General features: G+C 72.3%; 16 protein-coding genes, 1 tRNA gene and 1 pseudogene. 13 read left to right on the top strand and 5 right to left on the bottom strand.

The window, feature by feature from the left end; genetic code table 11:
* The first annotated feature begins 169 nt into the window (after positions 1–169).
* Together O7627_RS00880 and O7627_RS00875 are read left to right on the top strand one after the other, a co-directional pair.
* Positions 170–244: transfer RNA gene (locus tag O7627_RS00880), tRNA-Lys, on the top strand.
* A 790-nt stretch (positions 245–1,034) separates the two neighbouring features.
* Positions 1,035–1,694, top strand: a complete 660-nt coding sequence (locus tag O7627_RS00875) for a TetR/AcrR family transcriptional regulator (protein WP_278091581.1) — start codon at positions 1,035–1,037, stop codon at positions 1,692–1,694.
* A 29-nt stretch (positions 1,695–1,723) separates the two neighbouring features.
* Here O7627_RS00875 and O7627_RS00870 read toward each other — a convergent pair whose 3' ends face one another.
* Entirely contained in the window at positions 1,724–1,912 is a 189-nt protein-coding gene (locus O7627_RS00870) for a hypothetical protein (protein WP_278091580.1), read from the bottom strand.
* 108 nt (positions 1,913–2,020) lie between these two features.
* Positions 2,021–3,724: a hypothetical protein gene (locus O7627_RS00865; RefSeq protein WP_278091579.1), complete on the bottom strand. Its 1,704-nt coding sequence runs from the start codon at positions 3,722–3,724 to the stop codon at positions 2,021–2,023.
* Positions 3,725–3,802: 78 nt separating this feature from the next.
* On the opposite strand from O7627_RS00865, the gene O7627_RS00860 reads away from it, so the two are divergent.
* The gene (locus O7627_RS00860) at positions 3,803–4,360 is read left to right on the top strand and encodes a DinB family protein (protein ID WP_347404627.1); all 558 of its coding nucleotides are present in this window, start codon (positions 3,803–3,805) and stop codon (positions 4,358–4,360) included.
* 18 nt (positions 4,361–4,378) lie between these two features.
* Here O7627_RS00860 and O7627_RS00855 read toward each other — a convergent pair whose 3' ends face one another.
* Together O7627_RS00855 and O7627_RS00850 are read right to left on the bottom strand one after the other, a co-directional pair.
* Complete coding sequence (locus O7627_RS00855; RefSeq protein ID WP_278091578.1) at positions 4,379–5,434, bottom strand: cellulose binding domain-containing protein; 1,056 nt, start codon at positions 5,432–5,434, stop codon at positions 4,379–4,381.
* 116 nt (positions 5,435–5,550) lie between these two features.
* Positions 5,551–5,700: a hypothetical protein gene (locus tag O7627_RS00850; protein WP_278091577.1), complete on the bottom strand. Its 150-nt coding sequence runs from the start codon at positions 5,698–5,700 to the stop codon at positions 5,551–5,553.
* A gap of 250 nt (positions 5,701–5,950) precedes the next feature.
* Here O7627_RS00850 and O7627_RS00845 point away from each other — a divergent pair, with 250 nt between their 5' ends.
* The 3 genes from O7627_RS00845 to O7627_RS00835 are packed head-to-tail and all read left to right on the top strand — an operon-like array spanning position 5,951 to position 7,914.
* A complete protein-coding gene (locus tag O7627_RS00845; protein WP_278098102.1) occupies positions 5,951–6,832 on the top strand; it encodes an ABC transporter ATP-binding protein in 882 nt (293 codons plus the stop codon).
* The gene (locus O7627_RS00840) at positions 6,829–7,680 is read left to right on the top strand and encodes an ABC transporter permease (protein WP_278091576.1); all 852 of its coding nucleotides are present in this window, start codon (positions 6,829–6,831) and stop codon (positions 7,678–7,680) included. The genes O7627_RS00845 and O7627_RS00840 overlap by 4 nt, the downstream gene beginning before the upstream one ends.
* Positions 7,681–7,689: 9 nt before the next feature.
* The gene (locus O7627_RS00835; protein WP_278091575.1) at positions 7,690–7,914 is read left to right on the top strand and encodes a helix-turn-helix transcriptional regulator; all 225 of its coding nucleotides are present in this window, start codon (positions 7,690–7,692) and stop codon (positions 7,912–7,914) included.
* 38 nt (positions 7,915–7,952) lie between these two features.
* Here O7627_RS00835 and O7627_RS00830 read toward each other — a convergent pair whose 3' ends face one another.
* Positions 7,953–8,750 carry an A24 family peptidase gene (locus O7627_RS00830; protein WP_278091574.1) on the bottom strand — a complete coding sequence of 266 codons (798 nt, stop codon included), beginning with the start codon at positions 8,748–8,750 and terminating at the stop codon, positions 7,953–7,955.
* A gap of 627 nt (positions 8,751–9,377) precedes the next feature.
* Here O7627_RS00830 and O7627_RS00825 point away from each other — a divergent pair.
* The 7 genes and pseudogenes from O7627_RS00825 to O7627_RS00795 all read left to right on the top strand — a co-directional run bounded on the left by O7627_RS00825 (position 9,378) and on the right by O7627_RS00795 (position 16,270).
* Entirely contained in the window at positions 9,378–9,944 is a 567-nt protein-coding gene (locus O7627_RS00825) for a hypothetical protein (RefSeq protein WP_278091573.1), read from the top strand.
* Positions 9,938–10,864, top strand: coding sequence for a hypothetical protein (locus tag O7627_RS00820; RefSeq protein WP_278091572.1), 927 nt, complete (start codon positions 9,938–9,940; stop codon positions 10,862–10,864). Before O7627_RS00825 ends, O7627_RS00820 begins: the two co-directional genes overlap by 7 nt.
* A complete protein-coding gene (locus tag O7627_RS00815; protein WP_278091571.1) occupies positions 10,861–11,517 on the top strand; it encodes an SAF domain-containing protein in 657 nt (218 codons plus the stop codon). The genes O7627_RS00820 and O7627_RS00815 overlap by 4 nt, the downstream gene beginning before the upstream one ends.
* 2 nt (positions 11,518–11,519) lie before the next feature.
* A complete protein-coding gene (locus tag O7627_RS00810; RefSeq protein ID WP_278091570.1) occupies positions 11,520–12,320 on the top strand; it encodes a ParA family protein in 801 nt (266 codons plus the stop codon).
* 778 nt (positions 12,321–13,098) lie between these two features.
* Positions 13,099–14,490 (top strand): annotated as a pseudogene (locus O7627_RS00805) (CpaF/VirB11 family protein); the annotation flags it as partial.
* Positions 14,487–15,395: a type II secretion system F family protein gene (locus tag O7627_RS00800; RefSeq protein WP_278091569.1), complete on the top strand. Its 909-nt coding sequence runs from the start codon at positions 14,487–14,489 to the stop codon at positions 15,393–15,395. The pseudogene O7627_RS00805 and the gene O7627_RS00800, both read left to right, overlap by 4 nt.
* A complete protein-coding gene (locus O7627_RS00795; protein ID WP_278098101.1) occupies positions 15,395–16,270 on the top strand; it encodes a type II secretion system F family protein in 876 nt (291 codons plus the stop codon). The genes O7627_RS00800 and O7627_RS00795 overlap by 1 nt, the downstream gene beginning before the upstream one ends.
* The last annotated feature ends 7 nt before the right edge of the window (positions 16,271–16,277 follow it).

Here is a 16,277-nt window from a genome sequence, read left to right as displayed (position 1 = left end):
GTGGTGGTAACGGCAGGTGACGATCTCGACGTCGTCCTTGGTGATCCCGCCGCACCGGCTTTGTGGTCTACTGTCCCGTATCGGGCGCGCTGGCCTGACCTGGGCGTCTACCGGCGCCGGAAAGCCTCGCGCCCGCCCCGCAGGGCCTCGGGTAGCCTGGTGACGCGGCGGGCCGCTAGCTCAATGGCAGAGCTGTGGACTTTTAATCCATAGGTTCGGGGTTCGAATCCCCGGCGGCCCACCAAACCCCCAGGGCAGCGGCCCGGTGGAAGCGTCGCGTCGCGTACCGCCGCCACTGCCAGGGCCCCGGGCCGCAGGTCCGCGCTGTCGCGGCGCAACCAGTGGACGCGTACCCCGGTGGGTGTCTCGACCGGCCGGATGTCGGCTCCGGTCGCGACCTCCAGGTAGACCTCCGTGGGCAGTGTCGGCGGCGTGCCGTCCAGGATCGACAGGATGGCGGGCAGCGCGCTGTCGTCGCCGACCAGCAGTTGCCCCTGCACGTTCTCCGGCAGCCGGTAGGTGGTGCCCATGTCGAAGATCCCGGCCGGATCGCCCGGCTCGGCGCGGCGTGCCCAGGCCGACAGGGGAGAGTCGCCGTGCAGGGCGACCTCGATGTCGATCTCGTTGTCGGCCGGTCGGGCCTGCCGGATCGTGAGGCTACGGACCCAGGGGCGGGCCGACTTCGGCGTCAACAGCAGCTGGGCCATCCAGGCGTCGTTCGAGAAGGTGGGCATTCGCAACCCGGCCTGGCCCTCGCGGGGGAAGAACAGCCGGACGGCCTGGTCGTTGCCGGTGACGATGAGGTCGCGCAGGGCGGGGCCGCCGAGGGTGACGCTGGCGAAGCCCGGGGTGAGAAGCTCCCGGCGTCGTACCTCCAGCGTGATCATCGTACGCGACTCGGGCAGCTGGACCCTGGGTATCACGATCCACTACCCGATCCGTACGCGTCCTTGTTTTTGCAGCTCACCGTAATATTCTGAGCAATAGCTCAGCTTTCTGGCTACTCGCTTTTTCCGCTGCCGAGGAGGACCCGGATGCCATCCGGCGACCATCGCCTTGCGCCACGTCGCAAGCCCCGCCAGGTCCGTGCCGAGCTGACCCGGGAGCGCATCCTGACCGCCGCTGCTCACGTCTTCACCGAGTTCGGCTACGCCGCCGGCACCACCAACCGCATCGCCGAACACGCCCGCATCTCCATCGGCTCGCTGTACCAGTACTTCCCGAACAAGGACGCCATCCTCGCCGAGTTGCTGGTCCGGCACATCGATCGCGGAGCTTGGCAGCATGCCGATCAGGTCGACATGTCCGCCGGAACCCTGAAGGCGATGGTCCAGGCGATCGTCCGCGACGCGGTCGACAACCATCGGGACGACCCGCAACTGCTCCGCATCATGATCGAGGAGGCGCCGTTCTCGCAGGAACTGCTCGGCAGGATCAACCGGCACGGCGAGATCCGCGTTGGTCAGCTGCGTGACCTGCTCACCCGGCACCCGGATGTCGACGTACGCGACGTAGCCACCGCAGCCGAGCTGATCCTGTTCACCGTGGAGGTCAACACGCACAAGCTGATGGCCGATCCGCGCGGCATCCCGGTCGAGACGCTCGAAAACGAACTGGTCGACATGGTGACCCGGTACCTGCGTGGTGACAGCGTCGGAAAGGCGGCCCCGGCTCGCGCCGGGACCGCCTCCTGAGCCTCCGCGGCGTCCGCGGACGAGGTTTGTCACCGACGCCAGGCCGGACGCCGCTTCCGGTTGCCGTGCAACATGTCGGCCCCCTTGCGGAGCAGCCCGCTGGTCCGGGACGGCCCGCGCCGCGACTCCATCTTCTGGCTGACCTTGCGGGCTCCCGCCGCGGCGACTGGCACCGCCACGGCCATCACAGCCCACCGGGCGATCTGCTTGCGCACCATGACAATCTCCACCTTCCGGGTCCGCTGCCGTCGTCTGTCGTGGCTGAGGGATACCCCACTCACCCGCCCGTTATGCGGCCGAGTGACCGCCATCGCGTCCGAGCCCGCTCAGCCGACGTCAGCGCCGAGGCTGGCCAGGACGGCTCCCCGGTAGAGCACGAGGGGCGGCTCGGCCCCGTCCAGCCGGACCAGGACGATCTCGTCGCGCGGCCCGGGGTGGGGGTACCCCCCGGCGGCCGCCCGCAGCGAGACGATCAGGTGCTGACCGTCCGCGGTGGCGACGAAACCGTTGATCCGTTGGTCGGCGTCGGCGCCGGTGTCGATCTCGACGCTGCCGCCCCCGGTGTCGAGCACCGAGAGCCGGTCGTGCCGGGTCTGGTCTCCGTCCTGTGCCGTCAGCAGATGCAGCATCCGCTCACCCGGCAACCCGAGCCGCGGGACCAGCCCGGGCGGGGCGACCGTCACGGTGCCGTCGGCGGCGATGGATGCGGTCTCCCCGCCGGGGGCGAAGCGGAGCGCTGCGGGCTCTCCGGCGGCGCGCTCACTGACCGGGTCCGCCCCGCCGGCGGGACCTGCTCCGCCGGCCGGGTCCGGGCCGGGTGCGAGGGAGCCCGACCATTCGCTTGCGGTCCGTCCGGTCGCCCGGGCGGTGGTCGCGGCAGCCACCGTGGTGATCTCCCGCAGGTCTCCGGTGCTCAGGTCCACCGCCTGGACCCGAGCCGGTCGGGTGGCGTCCGGATCCAGGTCGACGGCGCGGATCTCGGCGACAAGTGCCCGCGACCCGGTGACCGTCATCACCACCCGGCCCTCGATCGGCGCGGCCCCGGTGACCGGGCGCACCGTGCCGGCGGCCAGGTCGACGACCGCGAGTCGACTCGGCTCCGGGCGGGTCTGCACGACCAGCGCGAACCGGCCGTCCGGAGCGAAGGCGACCTCGCCGACCGGGGTGAGCAGCGTCCGCACCGTGCCGTCCGGGCGTACCACGAGCAGTTTGCGCAGTTCGCCCGGGCGGTGGTGCACCGTGGCGTACCCGTCGGCGGTGAAGACGCCGGCGCCGGTCGCGGAGCCGCCGGGCAGTTCGATGCTGGTGGGGGTCGACGTCCCCCGCTCGGCGTCCCCGATCACCAGCCGGCGGGGTCGGTCGCGGGTGACCGTCGCCAGGTGACGCCCATCGGCGGAGACGGCGATCGGATGGTTCGGTAGGGAGACCGGGCCGGTGGCGGTGCCCGTGGTCGGATCGATGCCGCCGTACCGGGGCTCGCTGCGTACCTGCCAGGTGAGTCCGCCGTCGCGGGTGGCGTGGCACCTCGCCTCCACGGCCGGCCGGGTGACCGTGGCGTCCGCCCGGACGATCAGGCAACGGGACTCGGTCCACGACCGGTCCGGGCCGAGGCGGAAGACCCGCTCGGCGTAGGTGTCTTCGGGCAGGGTCGTGTCGACCAGCCGGCCGCCGACGAGGAGCGCATCGCGGGGGTCCTCGGCCAGCCCTTCGGCGACGGTGGGCGTCGTCGGGTCCCCGAGGGCGATCCGGGCGTGCCGGCGGGCGGGCGGCACCTCCGCGATCTCGTCGCCGAACCGGTGCACCGAGACCAGGCCGACCAGATCGGTACGCCGTTCGTCCTCGACCCGGACCGCGAAGACGGCCGGGCCGAGCCCTTCGACGCCGGCCGGGACCGGGTTCACCCGGACCGGCCCACGGGAGTCCTCCTCGCCGCCGCTGGAACAGCCGGCACCGGCCAGGACCACCAGCAGGACCGTCGCAACCCGGCGGGTGGAACGGGAGGAGGAGGCCATGCCGGGATTGTCGATCATCAGGGCAAACCTCGCCGGGTCACCACCTCAGCCGACGCGGACCGAAACCGTCCGGGGTTGCCGCTAGCCTCCCGAATCATGGACATCGACTGGACCGGGCAGCTGGCGGATCAGCTGGACTGGCACTGGCAGCACCTGCTGCGCCCGCGCCTGCACGGGCTCACCGACGCCGAATACTTCTGGGAGCCGGCGCCGGGCGGCTGGAGCGTGCGGCCCCGCGCCGAGGTGCCGACCGAGATCGCGTACGGGGCCGGCGATTACGTCATCGAGTTCGCCCGGCCGGAGCCGAACCCGCCGCCGGTCACCACCATCGCTTGGCGACTGGGCCACATCATCGTCGACGTCTTCGGGTTCCGCAGCGCCAACCACTTCGGCGGCCCGCCCTGCGAACCCGACATCTTCGCGTACGCCGGCAGTGCCGACGAGGCGCTGCGCCAGCTCGACGCGGCGTACGCCACCTGGATCGGTGGCGTACGCGCGCTGGGCCCGACCGGTCTGGCCCGGCCGTGCGGCCCCGCTGAGGGCCCGTACGCCGACGCGCCCCTGGCCATGCTGGTGCTGCACATCAACCGGGAGGCCATCCACCACGGCGCGGAGATCTGCCTGCTCCGCGACATCTACCGGGCCCAGGGATGACCACGAACCGGGCACCCGTCAGCCGGCCGCCAGCGCACACTCCTCTCCGTTGAGCTGGAAGGCGGTCGGTGCCGCGTTGGCGCCCGGCCGGGTCGCGACGAACCCGATCGAGGTTTCACCGCCCGGACGGATCGCCCCGTTCCAGCTGGCGTTGCGGATCGTGACGCCGCTGCTGTCCTGACCGACCAGTTCCCCGCCCCACATGTACTGGATCCGCTGGCCGCCCGCGAAGCGCCAGGTGAGCGTCCAGCCGTTTGTCGCGACCGAACCGGTGTTGTGGATCCGCACCTCGGCCTGGAAGGCGCCGCTCCACTCGCCGGCGATCCGGTAGCCGATCGAGCAGCCCGCCGTCGAGCCGCCGGTGGTGGTCACGGTGACCGGTTGGGAGGTGGCCGAGTAGTTGCCGGCGTCGTCGCGCGCCCGGACGGCGAACCGGTAGGTCGTCCCGGGGCTGAGGTTGCCGACCCGGGCGGTCGGCCCGGTGGGCGGGTGCTGCGGTGCGGTCGCGACCACCTTGCTGCCGGTGTCGTCGATCTGGAGCACCTCGTAGAGCGCCACATAGATGTTGTCGGTCGACCGGGGCCAGGTCAGGGTGACCGAGGTGTCGTCCAGGCTGGTGACGGTGGGCTGGCCGGGCACGGACGGCGCCTGGTCGTCGCCGGGCGGCATGGTCAGCCGCAGCGACGACGCGGACCGCGAGCCGTTGCCGGCGGCGTCGTAGGCCCGCACGTGGAACGTGTAGGTCTGGGAGGGGTAGAGCCCGGTGACGGTGATGCTGTTGGAGGGCGTGTTACGCACGATGCCGTAGTCGGCGGTGAACTGGACCACCTCGTACCGGCTGACGCCGACGTTGTCGGTGGCCGCCGCCCAGATGAGCTGCACCTGGGTTTCGCTGATCTCCGCGACCTCGATCGCGCCGGGTGCGCTCGGCGGCTCGGTGTCGGCCTGGGCGGCGTGGGCGGGTGCCGCCCCGACCCCGCCCAACGCCGCGAGCACGGCCAGGGCGGCGGCCGACGCGGCGGCCCCCGCCCAGGACCTGTTCAGGCCACCGGGCGACCGGTCCCTCTCCGTCATCGGGTCTCACCTTTCCGTCGATAGATATTCATGATGAACGATGCAGTCAGGGTTCACCAATAGCTATCGGGGATCGGCGCCGAAAGATCGACGATTCCGGGCCGGACGGACGCCGGTCAGCCGTCGGTGAGGACCGGCCAGGCGTAGGCCAGCAGGGCGAAGGCGGCGCCGAGCAGGGCCAGCGAGATGCCCCGCGGGCGCAACGGCAGCGCGGAGACCGCGACGAGGATGATGGCGATCAGATAGAGCACGGCCTGGACCGACACGGTTCGCTCCTTGGGAGGTCGGGGTGCTTTTCAGGGACGCCGATCACTACCCGGCCACCCTCCACAGCAAACGGACCGCCGGCGGCGGCGGAACCCGGTTGCGCCCACCTGTAGCATAAGTGCTATCTTCCGAGGCAGAAGTACGACGGGGAGGATTGGGTCAGTGGCGGTCGACAACGATCTCGGCAGCGCTCCGCGTACGCTGCCGCAGCCGGACGTGGGCGCGGCGCTCGACGTGCGCGACCTGCGGATGCGGTACGGATCCACGGACGTGCTCAACGGCGTCTCGTTCACCGCGGGGCGGGGCGAGGTGCTGGCCCTACTCGGCCCGAACGGAGCCGGCAAGACCACGACCATCGAGATCCTGGAGGGCTTCCGGATGCGCTCGGCCGGCCAGGTCAGCGTGCTCGGCGTGGACCCGGCCCACGGCGACGAACGCTGGCGGGCCCGGCTCGGCGTGGTCCTGCAGTCCTGGCGCGACCACAGCAAGTGGCGGGTCCGCGAGCTGCTGACCCACCTCGGCTCCTACTACGCCCCGTACTCCACCGAGCGGATCCGCCGGCCCTGGGACGCTGACGAACTGGTGGAGGCGGTCGGGTTGACCGCGCACGCCGGCAAGAAGGTCGGGCAGCTCTCCGGTGGGCAGCGCCGCCGCCTGGACGTGGCGATCGGCATCGTCGGCCGCCCGGAGGTGCTCTTCCTGGACGAGCCCACCGCCGGCTTCGACCCGGCCGCCCGGCGCGAGTTCCACGACCTGGTGCACCGGCTCTCCGACACCGACGACACCACCATCCTGCTGACCACTCACGACCTGGACGAGGCCGAGAAGCTGGCGGACCGGATCCTCATCCTGGCCGGCGGCCGGATCATCGCCAGCGGCTCGGCGGACCAGCTGTCCCGCCGGATCGCCACCGACGCCGAGGTGCGCTGGAGCCGGGGCGACGACCGGTTCGTCCACTCGACGAGCGACGCCACCAGGTTCGTCCGCGAGCTGTTCCAGCAGCACGGCGAGGAGATCACCGACCTGGAAGTGCGCCGGGCCAGCCTGGAGGACACCTACATGGCCCTGGTGTACGAGCACGAGGCCGGCCACGGCGGCTCCGCCGCGCTGGCGTTCGAGGAGGCCCGATGAACCCGATAGCGACGGCGGCCCGGGCGGGCCAGCAGCGCGGCTGGATCGAGCTGCGGCAGTCCTTCACCAACGCGGAGACCCTCTGGGGATACCTCTTCCCCACGGTGATCCTGCTGGTGGTGATGTTCTTCCTGCGCGGCTCGAAGGTGCCCGGTACGGAGTTCTCACTGGGCGCGCAGACCCTGCCGAGCACCCTCGGCATGACGGTGGCGTTCGGTGGTCTGGTCAGCATCGCGTCGATGCTGGTGACCGAACGGGAGGACGGCACCCTGCTGCGGGCCAAGGCGACCCCCAACGGGATGCTCGGCTACCTGATCGGCAAGATCGTGGTGGTCTCCGGGATGACCCTGGTCAGCATCCTGCTGCTGCTGGTGCCGGGCGCGCTGCTCTTCGACGGCCTGAACCTGGGCAACCCCGGCGGCTGGTTGACCCTGGCCTGGGTGCTGCTGATCGGCATGGTCGCCACCATGCCGATCGGCGCGGTCCTCGGCTCGCTGCTGTCGAACCCCCGCAACATGGGCCTGATCATGCTGCCGATCATGGGCCTGATCGCCACCTCCGGGATCTTCTACCCGATCACCAGCCTGCCGGGCTGGCTGCAGGGAGTGGCGCAGGTGTTCCCGATCTACTGGCTCGGGCTCGGGATGCGCTCCGCGCTGCTGCCGGCCAGCCTGTCGGTGGTCGAGATCGGACAGTCCTGGCGACATCTGGAAACGCTGCTGGTGCTCGGCGCCTGGGCGGTGGTGGGGCTGGTCGTGGCGCCGGGGGTGCTGCGCCGGATGGCCCGGCGGGAGTCCGGGTCCAGCGTGGCGGCCCGGCGGGAGAAGGCCATGCAGCGGACGATGTGAGAGGGCGCCATGAGTGAGGTGGTCTACAACCGCATCGCGATGCTGCGCGCGGAGCGCGGCATCTCCCGCCGGCAGCTCGCCGAGGCGCTCGGCGTGCACTACCAGACCGTGGGCTACCTGGAACGCGGCGAGTTCAGCCCCAGCCTGCACCTGGCCCTACGCATCGCCCACCACTTCGAGGTCCCGGTGGAGACCATCTTCTCCGCCACCCCCTTCCCCCGCCTCGGCACCTGACCCGCCCGCAGATCTTGGTGGCGATCGGCCCCCTGGGTTCATCGGGTGAGCGCGATCGCCAGGAGGGCGCCGGCGAGGAGGAAGGGGCCGTGTGGGATGTGGTCCTTGCGGCCGGCTCGGCGGGCGATGAGCAGCGCGGTCGCGTAGCAGCCGGCCAGGACGAAGCCGGCGGCGGCTCCGACGAACGCCACCGCCCAGCCGAACCACCCGGTCGCCAGCCCGACGGTGAACGCGGCCTTCGCGTCACCCAGCCCCATCCCCGCCGGCGCGACGAGCACCAGCACGAGGTAACCCACCCCCACCACGACCGCGCTGACCAGCGCCGTTCGCAGCTCGGTGGCCCGACCGTCGGCCAGCGCCGCCATCCCGAACAGCCCGAGGCCACCGACGAAGGCGGCCAGCGTCAGCCGATCCGGCAGCCGGTGCACGGCGATGTCGACGAAGGCCAGCACCACCCCGATCGTGGCGATCCAGCCGAGCGCGGGCCACGACCACGGGTCGTCCACCCGCCACGCGAGCAGCGCCAGCACCGTCGCCGCCACGATCTCCACCACCCCGGTACGCGGACCGACCCGCTCCGCGCAACCCGGGCACCGACCTGTGGGCCGCGACACCGCCAACCACCTGGGCCGGCGCGACCAGCCGAGCCCGCCAGGCTGGCCGGGCGCAGGCTGGTCGGGCCGGCCAGTGTGGACCAGTTGGGTGCCGCAGTGGGGGCAGTCGGTGCGCCACGGCTCGCCGGCTGGCACGGCGTACCGGAAGATCTGGGACCGCAGTGGCGGCCCGAGTGACGCGCCGACGGCGGCGGCGACCACGGCGGCGATCGCGTCAGCCATCGGCGGGCCGCCGGACGCCCTCGATCACCACAACGCTAAGTAACTTCATGATCGCATTTTGGCCACAGTACTGGCCGGTGTGGACGGTCGGTGAAGGGCCGGATCGGCCGGCCGCGGGCGACCCCGCACGACCGCGACGACCCCGCCCGAACCGGGGTACGGACCGCACCACACCACCCTCATCCCTGGCAATTCGCGCCACGGCAAATCGCCAATTCGCCCCGAGAGTCCGCCCCCGCGTAACCGGCGGGTAACCAGTGATCCGATCCCGATGATCACCGGCCACCTAACCGCCACGACCTTGAGTGACAACGACGCCCGTAACCGTACGTGTTCCTTCGGATTTCCTCTGTTGCTTCGTCGGCGGCAAGCTTATGCTCGCCCCCTGAAGGCTGCGCTACCGGCCAGAACAACGGCGCTACCGGCCGAAAGGGCGGCGAGCGGCGACCAAACTGAAGATCGACTTTAGTAAATGCAGGATGGGACGGCACCGGATCCGGACAAGACCGACCGGGCCCACTGTGTCGTGCCCGACGACGAAGGCAAGACCCCTCACCCGGCGGCGTCGGCGTGGGGCCACCCTCACCCGTGGGATCGATGGCGAGCGGTGGAAGGAGAGGACGCACGTTGCGAGCACAGCATCCGAGCCGGCTCCCTACCGCGCTCGTCGCGATCGCGGCACTCGCCTGCGTCACCACCGGCTGCGCCCGCGACGAACCCGCCCCGACCGAACGCCCGAGCGGCGCGTCGGCCCCGGCCCAGGACACCGAGGCGGAGGAGGCGGCGGCCGCCGAGGCGGCCCTCGCCGCCTACGCCGGCTATCTCGCGGCCTCCCAGAAAGCCGAACAGACCGGCAATCACCGCCACCCTGACCTGAAGAAATACCTGGCCGACCCGCTACTGACCCGGGTTCGGCTTGCCATTCGCGATGCGAAGGAGAACGGCGCGATGCGCACCGGCTCGCTCATCTCCGACCCGACTGTCACGTCGGTCACCCTCGACTCCGTCCCGGCCGCCGTCTCGATCCAGGACTGCATTGACGCCACCAAATACAAGCTGGTCAACAGGGACGACAAGAAGGCCATCCCGGGTACGGTGAACAGTCGCTATCTGGCCACCGCCACCGCCACCCGATATCCGGACGGTCGCTGGCTGATCAGCGAGGGCGCCGCCCACGAGGACCAGCCGTGCTGACCGCGACCCGACCGACCAGCCACGGAAGGGCCGGGCGGCGTCATCGACGGTCCGCGGACGGGCGCCTGCGTCGGCTCGTCTCGGCTGGCACCACCCTGGCACTGGCAGCCGGAGCCGCGCTGGCCATGCCGGCGCCCGCACTCGCCCAGGGCGGGGCGGAGTGCCCACCAAGCCAGACCAACTGCCACGTGTGGAACCCTGGCAACCCCGGTAACCCAGGCAACCCCGGAAATCCGGGCGATCCGGGGGATGGTGGCGGCGGTGGCACCTACGACCCCGACTTTGGCTGGCTCAGCTCGGACGGCTGCTACTACAAGCTGGCCGAGCCGCAGCCGGACAACGTGCCACCGGGCCAGCTCGCCTACGTCCAGACCTGCCTGGGCCCACCGCGACAGACCATCGAGGTTTTCCGGGCCGCCCCGCCGGACGGATTCGACCCACCGAACCCGGCGGACGTCGCGCGGGACCTCTGGGCGGAGGTGGATCGGCGCCGGCCGACCATCCGAATGGCGCCCAGTGACGGCCCCGGCCTGGTGGGACTGCCGGTCTGGCTCTGGACCGACCAGGACGCCGAGGCGCAGCGCCGCACCTGGGGCGAGCTGTCGGACAGCATCACCGTGCAGGGCGTGACCGTCAGCATCACCGGCAACGTCCAGAAGATCGTCTACCGGATGGGCGACGGCAGCGCCCCGATCGAGTGCGTCAAGAGCCGGCAGGGCGTCTTCAACGACGGCGATCCCACCCGCGAACCGCCCTGCGGCTACCGCGGCTACCAGCGACCCGGGACCTACGAGATCACCGCCCGGTCGTACTGGCTGGTCGAATGGGTCAGCGGCAGCCAGACTGGCGAGTTCCCGGACGACGAACTGACCGCCGAGGCGACGATTGAGATCGATGAGCTTCAGGTGGTGACCGAGTGACCGTGGCCAGTACCCGCAGCACGCCCGGGCCGGTCGACTCGCCGGTCGCCCCACCCAAGGTGGTCCGGCAGCGCCGGATGCGCCCCGGCCTGCTCGGCCTCGCGGTCCTGCTGATCGCGCTCGGCGGCCTCGGGTCGGCGTTCGCGGTCACCTCGGTCCGGGCCACCGGCAGCTACCTGGCCGTCGCCCAGGACGTGCCGGTCGGCACCGTGCTGACCGCCGACCACGTGATGACCGTCGAGGTCTCCGGCGGGCAGGGGCTCTCACCGGTGTCGGCGAGCCGGCTCGCCGAGGTGGTCGGCATGCGGGCCGCCGTCACTCTCACCCCGGGCACCCTGCTCACCATGGCCCAGCTCACCGACCAACCGCTGCTCGGCCCCGACCAGCAGCAGCTCGCCCTCGGCCTCGGGGTCAGCGCGGTACCGGCCAAGAAGCTGCGCCCCGGCGACAAGGTGGTGCTGTTCAGCACGCCCGGCCGCAACGAGACCAGCAACGCGCCCGGCACCCGGTTCGAGGCGACGATCATCGACACCGCCACCCCGGAACGCGGCGACGTCGTGCTCTACCTGGCGCTGGCCACCAAGGACGTACCGGCGGTGGTGGCGCTGGCCGACCAGAACCGGGTCGCCGTCGTGCTGGACGCGGCGGCCTGACCGTGGCGATCATCGCGCTCGTCGCCGCCAAGGGCTCCCCCGGGGTCACCACGGCGGCGCTGGCCTGCACGCTCACCTGGCACCACCGGGTCGTGCTGGCCGAGTGCGACCCGGCCGGCGGTTCGATCCTCGCCGGCTACCTCGGCGGTGCGCTGGACGGCCCGCGCGGCATCGGCGAGCTGGCCGTCGGCGAACTGCGCGACGGCAACCTCGAAGAGGCGTTCTGGTCGCAGCTGGTCGACCTGGACGCGCCCAAGCGGGAACGGCTGCTGCTGCCCGGGGTGGTCGACCCGGTCCAGGCCGGCAGCGTCACCCCGCTCTGGCAGCGGTTCGCCGACTTCTTCGTCGAACTGGAGAAGGGCCAACCCGCGTACGACGTGATTGTCGACTGTGGGCGGCTGCAGGTGGTCGCCCCGCCGTGGCCGCTGCTGCGGGCCGCCTCGGTGGTGCTGGTGGTCACCTCCGCCCACCTGCCGCACCTGTCCAGCGCCCGGGCCACGGTGAACGCGATCGAACGGGACTTCGCCGACCACCGGGTGCCGGCCGGATCGCTGCGGCTGCTGCTGGTCGGCGACGGCCACGGCCGCGGCGAGGTCAGCAAGGCCCTCGGGCTGCCGGTGATCGCCCAACTGCCGCACGACCCGCGTACCGCCGAGGTGCTCAGCCACGGCGGCACCGTGCGCGGCGGACGGCCGCTGATGCGGGCCGCCGACTCCCTCGAAGTGCCGGTACGCACCCTGATGGACCGGCGCCGCGCGCGGCTGAGCTGGCCGTCCAGCCAGGAGGTGCCGCATGCGGTTTGAGCCGGTTTCCAGCGACCCACGGGTCCCCGACGACAGCGCCACCTCGACCACGCCCCCGCTCGGCCCGCCGCCACTGCGCGCCGCCCCCGGCACCCCGGCGAACCCCGACGACCAACCGCCACATCCCGGCCCTTCCGCGCCCGGAAGCCAACCGCCCCACGGCGGCCAGTCGGCTCTCGGCAACCGGCCCGCCCTCGGCAACCTGCCGGCCCACGGAAGTCAGCCGAACTACGGCGGCCAACCGAACTACGCCGGCCAGCCGAACTACGCCGGCCAGCCGAACTCTGACGGCCAGTCGGTGCACAGTGCACCGTTGCCGGGTGCGGCGCGCTCAGCTCACCCGGCCAACCTGGTCCGGTACCCGGCACCGCCCGGTCAGGCGGCGCCCGTCCGCACCGCCACCCCGGCGCACGGCGCGCCGACCGGCCATCACCCGACGACCGCGAACCGGGCGGACGACGGCGCAGCGCCGACCACCGGGCGGTCCGCCCCCAACGGCCATTCCACCGCCGCTCGCCAGGTCGCGTACGCCCCGCCGACCGGGCGGCCGCCGGCGAACGGTCCGGGCACCGGGCACGGGCCGGCGCGACCGCCGGAGCACGCCGGGCATCCCTGGCACCCGGAACCAGGTCCGCCGTACCCCCGGCAGGCCCCGCAGCACAACGAACCGGCCCCCCGGCACGCCGACCCGGTCCCGCGACAACTCGGGCCGGGACCGCAGCACGCGGCGCCGGCCGCGACCGCCCCGAACGGGTACGCCGCCCCGGCCGACGGTGCGCCGCCGCTGCGCGCCCGGGTCGACTTCGCGCTGGTCCGCCAGCTCCGCCGGGAGCTGAGCGAACGGCTCACGGTCTGGCAGCGCGGCCGGGCGTACACCCCCGCCGAGGAGGACGCCGAGCGCGGCCGGCTGGCCGTGGCGGTGGTCGCCGAGTACGCCGACGCGGCCCGCCGGGCCGGCACCCCGATCCTGGCCAGCGACGAACGCAGCCTGCTCGACCAGGTCACCGCCGAACTGGTCGGGCTCGGCCGGCTGCAGACCCTGCTGGTCGACGACACCATCGAGGAGGTGCACATCCTCGGCTGCGACCTGGTCCGGATCACCCGGCGCGGCGGCGGCGTCGACTGGGGCGACCCGATCGCCGACAGCGACGAGGAGATGGTGGAGATCCTGCAGGCCGCCGCCCGGCGGGCCGGCTCCACCGAACGGTCGCTGTCGACCTCCAAGCCGACCCTGGACCTGCAACTGCCCGACGGCAGCCGGTTGGCCGCGGTCTTCCTGGTCAGTCACCGCCCGTACGCGGTGATCCGCAAGCACAACACCCTCGACGTCACGCTCGACGAGCTCTGCGGGGCGCGCGGCGACCTGGACGAGATGCTCGACGTGCTGATCCGCGACTTCCTGCGGGCCGCCATGCGGGCCGGGCTCAACATCATGGTCGCCGGGCTGGCCGGGGCCGGCAAGACCACCGTCATCCGGGCGCTGATGGACGAGATCCCGCCGGACGAGCCGTACGTGCTGCTGGAGGAGAGCCGGGAGCTGCTGCCGGCCCGGCGCCGGCTCAAGCACCGGGCGGTGATGAGCTTCGAGTCCCGCGAGGGCCACGGCGAACGCGGACTGGACGGCCGCCCGGCCGGTGAGGTGACGATCGCCGACCTGATCCCGGTGGCGCTGCGGATGGGCGTACTGCGGATCATCGTCGGCGAGGTCCGGTCCCGCGAGATCGTGCCGATGCTGCAGGCGATGACGACCAGCCGGGGCTCGATGTGCACCATCCACGCCCGTACCCCGCACGGGGTGAGCGAGCGGATCATCGAGCTGGCGCTGGCCCACGGCCGGGAGATGACCGTGGAGCAGGCCCGCCGGATGGCCGGCAACGCCCTCGACCTGATCGTCTACGTCACCATCGAGGACGAGACCGCGATCGGCGGCCGCAAGCACCGCTTCATCTCGCACGTCGAGGAGGTGATCGGCGTGGGCGACAGCAGCCGGATCACCACCACCACGGTCTTCGGTCCCGGCCCGGACGGCCGGGCCATCCCGATGCACCTGCCGGAGCGCATCCGCGAGCAGCTGCTGCGGGTCGGGTACGACGTACGCCTGCTCAGCCGCTACATCGAGGCCCGGACCGGCGCCTGGCGCCGGCCGCGCAACACCAGGTTGGCGCCATGAACCTGCCCGCCAACATCGAACTGATCGCGGTGCTCAGCGGGGTCGCCTGCGTGACCGGGCTGGTGCTGGCGATCGTCGCGCTGGTCGGCACCACCCGGCCGCCCGGCCCGCCGTCCCGGCTCGGCGGCTCGGTGCGGCGGCTCTGGCTCGGCTCGGGCACCACCAGGCGCGACCAGCGGGCCCACCAGACCCTGCTGGCGTTCGCCGCGCTGGCCGGTGCGCTGGCCTTCCTGCTGACCGGGTTGCCGATGGTCGGGCTGCTGGTGGCGGTGGCGGTGCCCGGCGCGCCGTGGCTGTTCAGCGTCGGCAGGGCCGAGCAGCGGGCGATCGCCCGGATCGAGGCGGTCGGTGAGTGGACCCGGCGGCTCAAGGACGTCTCCGGCACCGGCCAGGGGTTGCAGCAGGCCATCATCGGTACGGTCGCCACCGCGCCGGCGGAGATCGAGCCGGAGGTACGCCAGCTCGCCGCCCGGCTGCAGGCCGGCTGGCTGGGCCGCTCCGCGCTGCTGGCCTTCGCCGACGAGATCGGCGACCCGGTCGCCGACCAGGTGGTCGCCGCGCTGATCCTGCACATCACCGACCGGGGTGAGCGGCTCGGCGACGTGCTCGCCTCGATCGCGTCGGCGGCGGCCTCCGAGGTCGCCACCCGCCGCGAGGTGGAGGCGAAGCGGACCCAGCCGCGCTTCGCGGTGCGGTTCCTCACCGGGATGACCCTGCTGGTGCTCGGCTACGGGCTGTTGAACCCCGGCTACATGCATCCGTACGGCACCCCGGTCGGCCAGGTGGTGATGGTGGTGCTCGGCGTCTGCTTCATCGCCCTGCTGGTGTGGGTGCGGGCGATGAGCCTGCCGCCGACGCCGACCCGGTTCCTCTCCCCGCCGCCGGCCGAGGAGGTGGTGGCGTGATCCTCAACTGGCAGCTGGCGCTCAGTGTGGTCGCCGGAGCGACGGTGGGACTCGGCCTGTTCCTGCTGGTCCGTGAGGCGCTGCCGGCCACCCCGGCGCTCGGGCCGGCGCTGCGGCGGCTGCACCCGCCGGTGACCGTTGGCACCGCCCGGTCGTCGGTCTCCGCGGGCGGTGAACTCGACTGGCTCACCGGGGTGGCCCGCTGGCTGCGCCCGCCGCACCGGCAGCTCGCGCTGATCGGCCGGACCCCCGAGCAGTACGCCCTCTCGCTGGTCCTCTCCGGCCTGATCGGCCTGGCCGCCCCGATCATCGCCACCACGCTGGTGTACGTCGCCGGCCACCGACCGCCGGTGGTGGTGCCGGCCGTGGCGGGGCTGGGCCTCGGCCTGCTGGCCATGCTGGTCGCCCACCGCGACGTGTTGAGCCGGGCCGCCACCGCCCGCCGGGAGTTCAGCGCGGCCGTCTGCACCTATCTCGACCTGGTCGCCCTGCAGCTCTCCGCCGCGCACGGTCCCGTCCAGGCGCTGGAACGGGCGGCGGCGGTCTGCGACGGCTGGGTGTTCGAACGGATCCGGGAGGCGCTGCGGCTGGCCCAGTTGCAGATGCACTCCCCCTGGGACGAGTTGCGGGATCTGGCCGAGAAGATCGGCGTCCCGGAACTCGGCGACGTGGGCGCCATCATGCAGTCCTCCGGCACCGAGGGCGCCCAGGTACACGACACCCTGCGAGGCCGTGCCGACTCGCTGCGCGATCAGATCCGCACCGACAACCTGGCCCGGGCCGAGGCGGTCACCAGCCGGCTGGACATCCCCGGGTCCCTGCTCGTCTTCGTCCTGATCGGCTTCGTCATCTACCCCTTCCTGGCTCGCATCTGACCCAGGT

Source organism: Solwaraspora sp. WMMD1047 (assembly GCF_029626155.1).
Taxonomy (GTDB): Bacteria; Actinomycetota; Actinomycetes; order Mycobacteriales; family Micromonosporaceae; genus WMMD1047.
This window is presented reverse-complemented; position numbering and strand designations above follow the sequence as displayed.

Bases quoted from the DNA above. Each gene is read 5' to 3' on its own strand.
- O7627_RS00845 (WP_278098102.1), top strand. From the start codon at position 5,951: ATGCGGTACGGATCCACGGACGTGCTCAACGGCGTCTCGTTCACCGCG.
- O7627_RS00800 (WP_278091569.1), top strand. From the start codon at position 14,487: ATGAACCTGCCCGCCAACATCGAACTGATCGCGGTGCTCAGCGGGGTC.
- O7627_RS00830 (WP_278091574.1), bottom strand. From the start codon at position 8,750: ATGGCTGACGCGATCGCCGCCGTGGTCGCCGCCGCCGTCGGCGCGTCA.
- O7627_RS00855 (WP_278091578.1), bottom strand. From the start codon at position 5,434: ATGACGGAGAGGGACCGGTCGCCCGGTGGCCTGAACAGGTCCTGGGCG.
- O7627_RS00870 (WP_278091580.1), bottom strand. From the start codon at position 1,912: ATGGTGCGCAAGCAGATCGCCCGGTGGGCTGTGATGGCCGTGGCGGTG.
- O7627_RS00860 (WP_347404627.1), top strand. From the start codon at position 3,803: ATGGACATCGACTGGACCGGGCAGCTGGCGGATCAGCTGGACTGGCAC.
- O7627_RS00865 (WP_278091579.1), bottom strand. From the start codon at position 3,724: ATGATCGACAATCCCGGCATGGCCTCCTCCTCCCGTTCCACCCGCCGG.
- O7627_RS00875 (WP_278091581.1), top strand. From the start codon at position 1,035: ATGCCATCCGGCGACCATCGCCTTGCGCCACGTCGCAAGCCCCGCCAG.
- O7627_RS00840 (WP_278091576.1), top strand. From the start codon at position 6,829: ATGAACCCGATAGCGACGGCGGCCCGGGCGGGCCAGCAGCGCGGCTGG.
- O7627_RS00835 (WP_278091575.1), top strand. From the start codon at position 7,690: ATGAGTGAGGTGGTCTACAACCGCATCGCGATGCTGCGCGCGGAGCGC.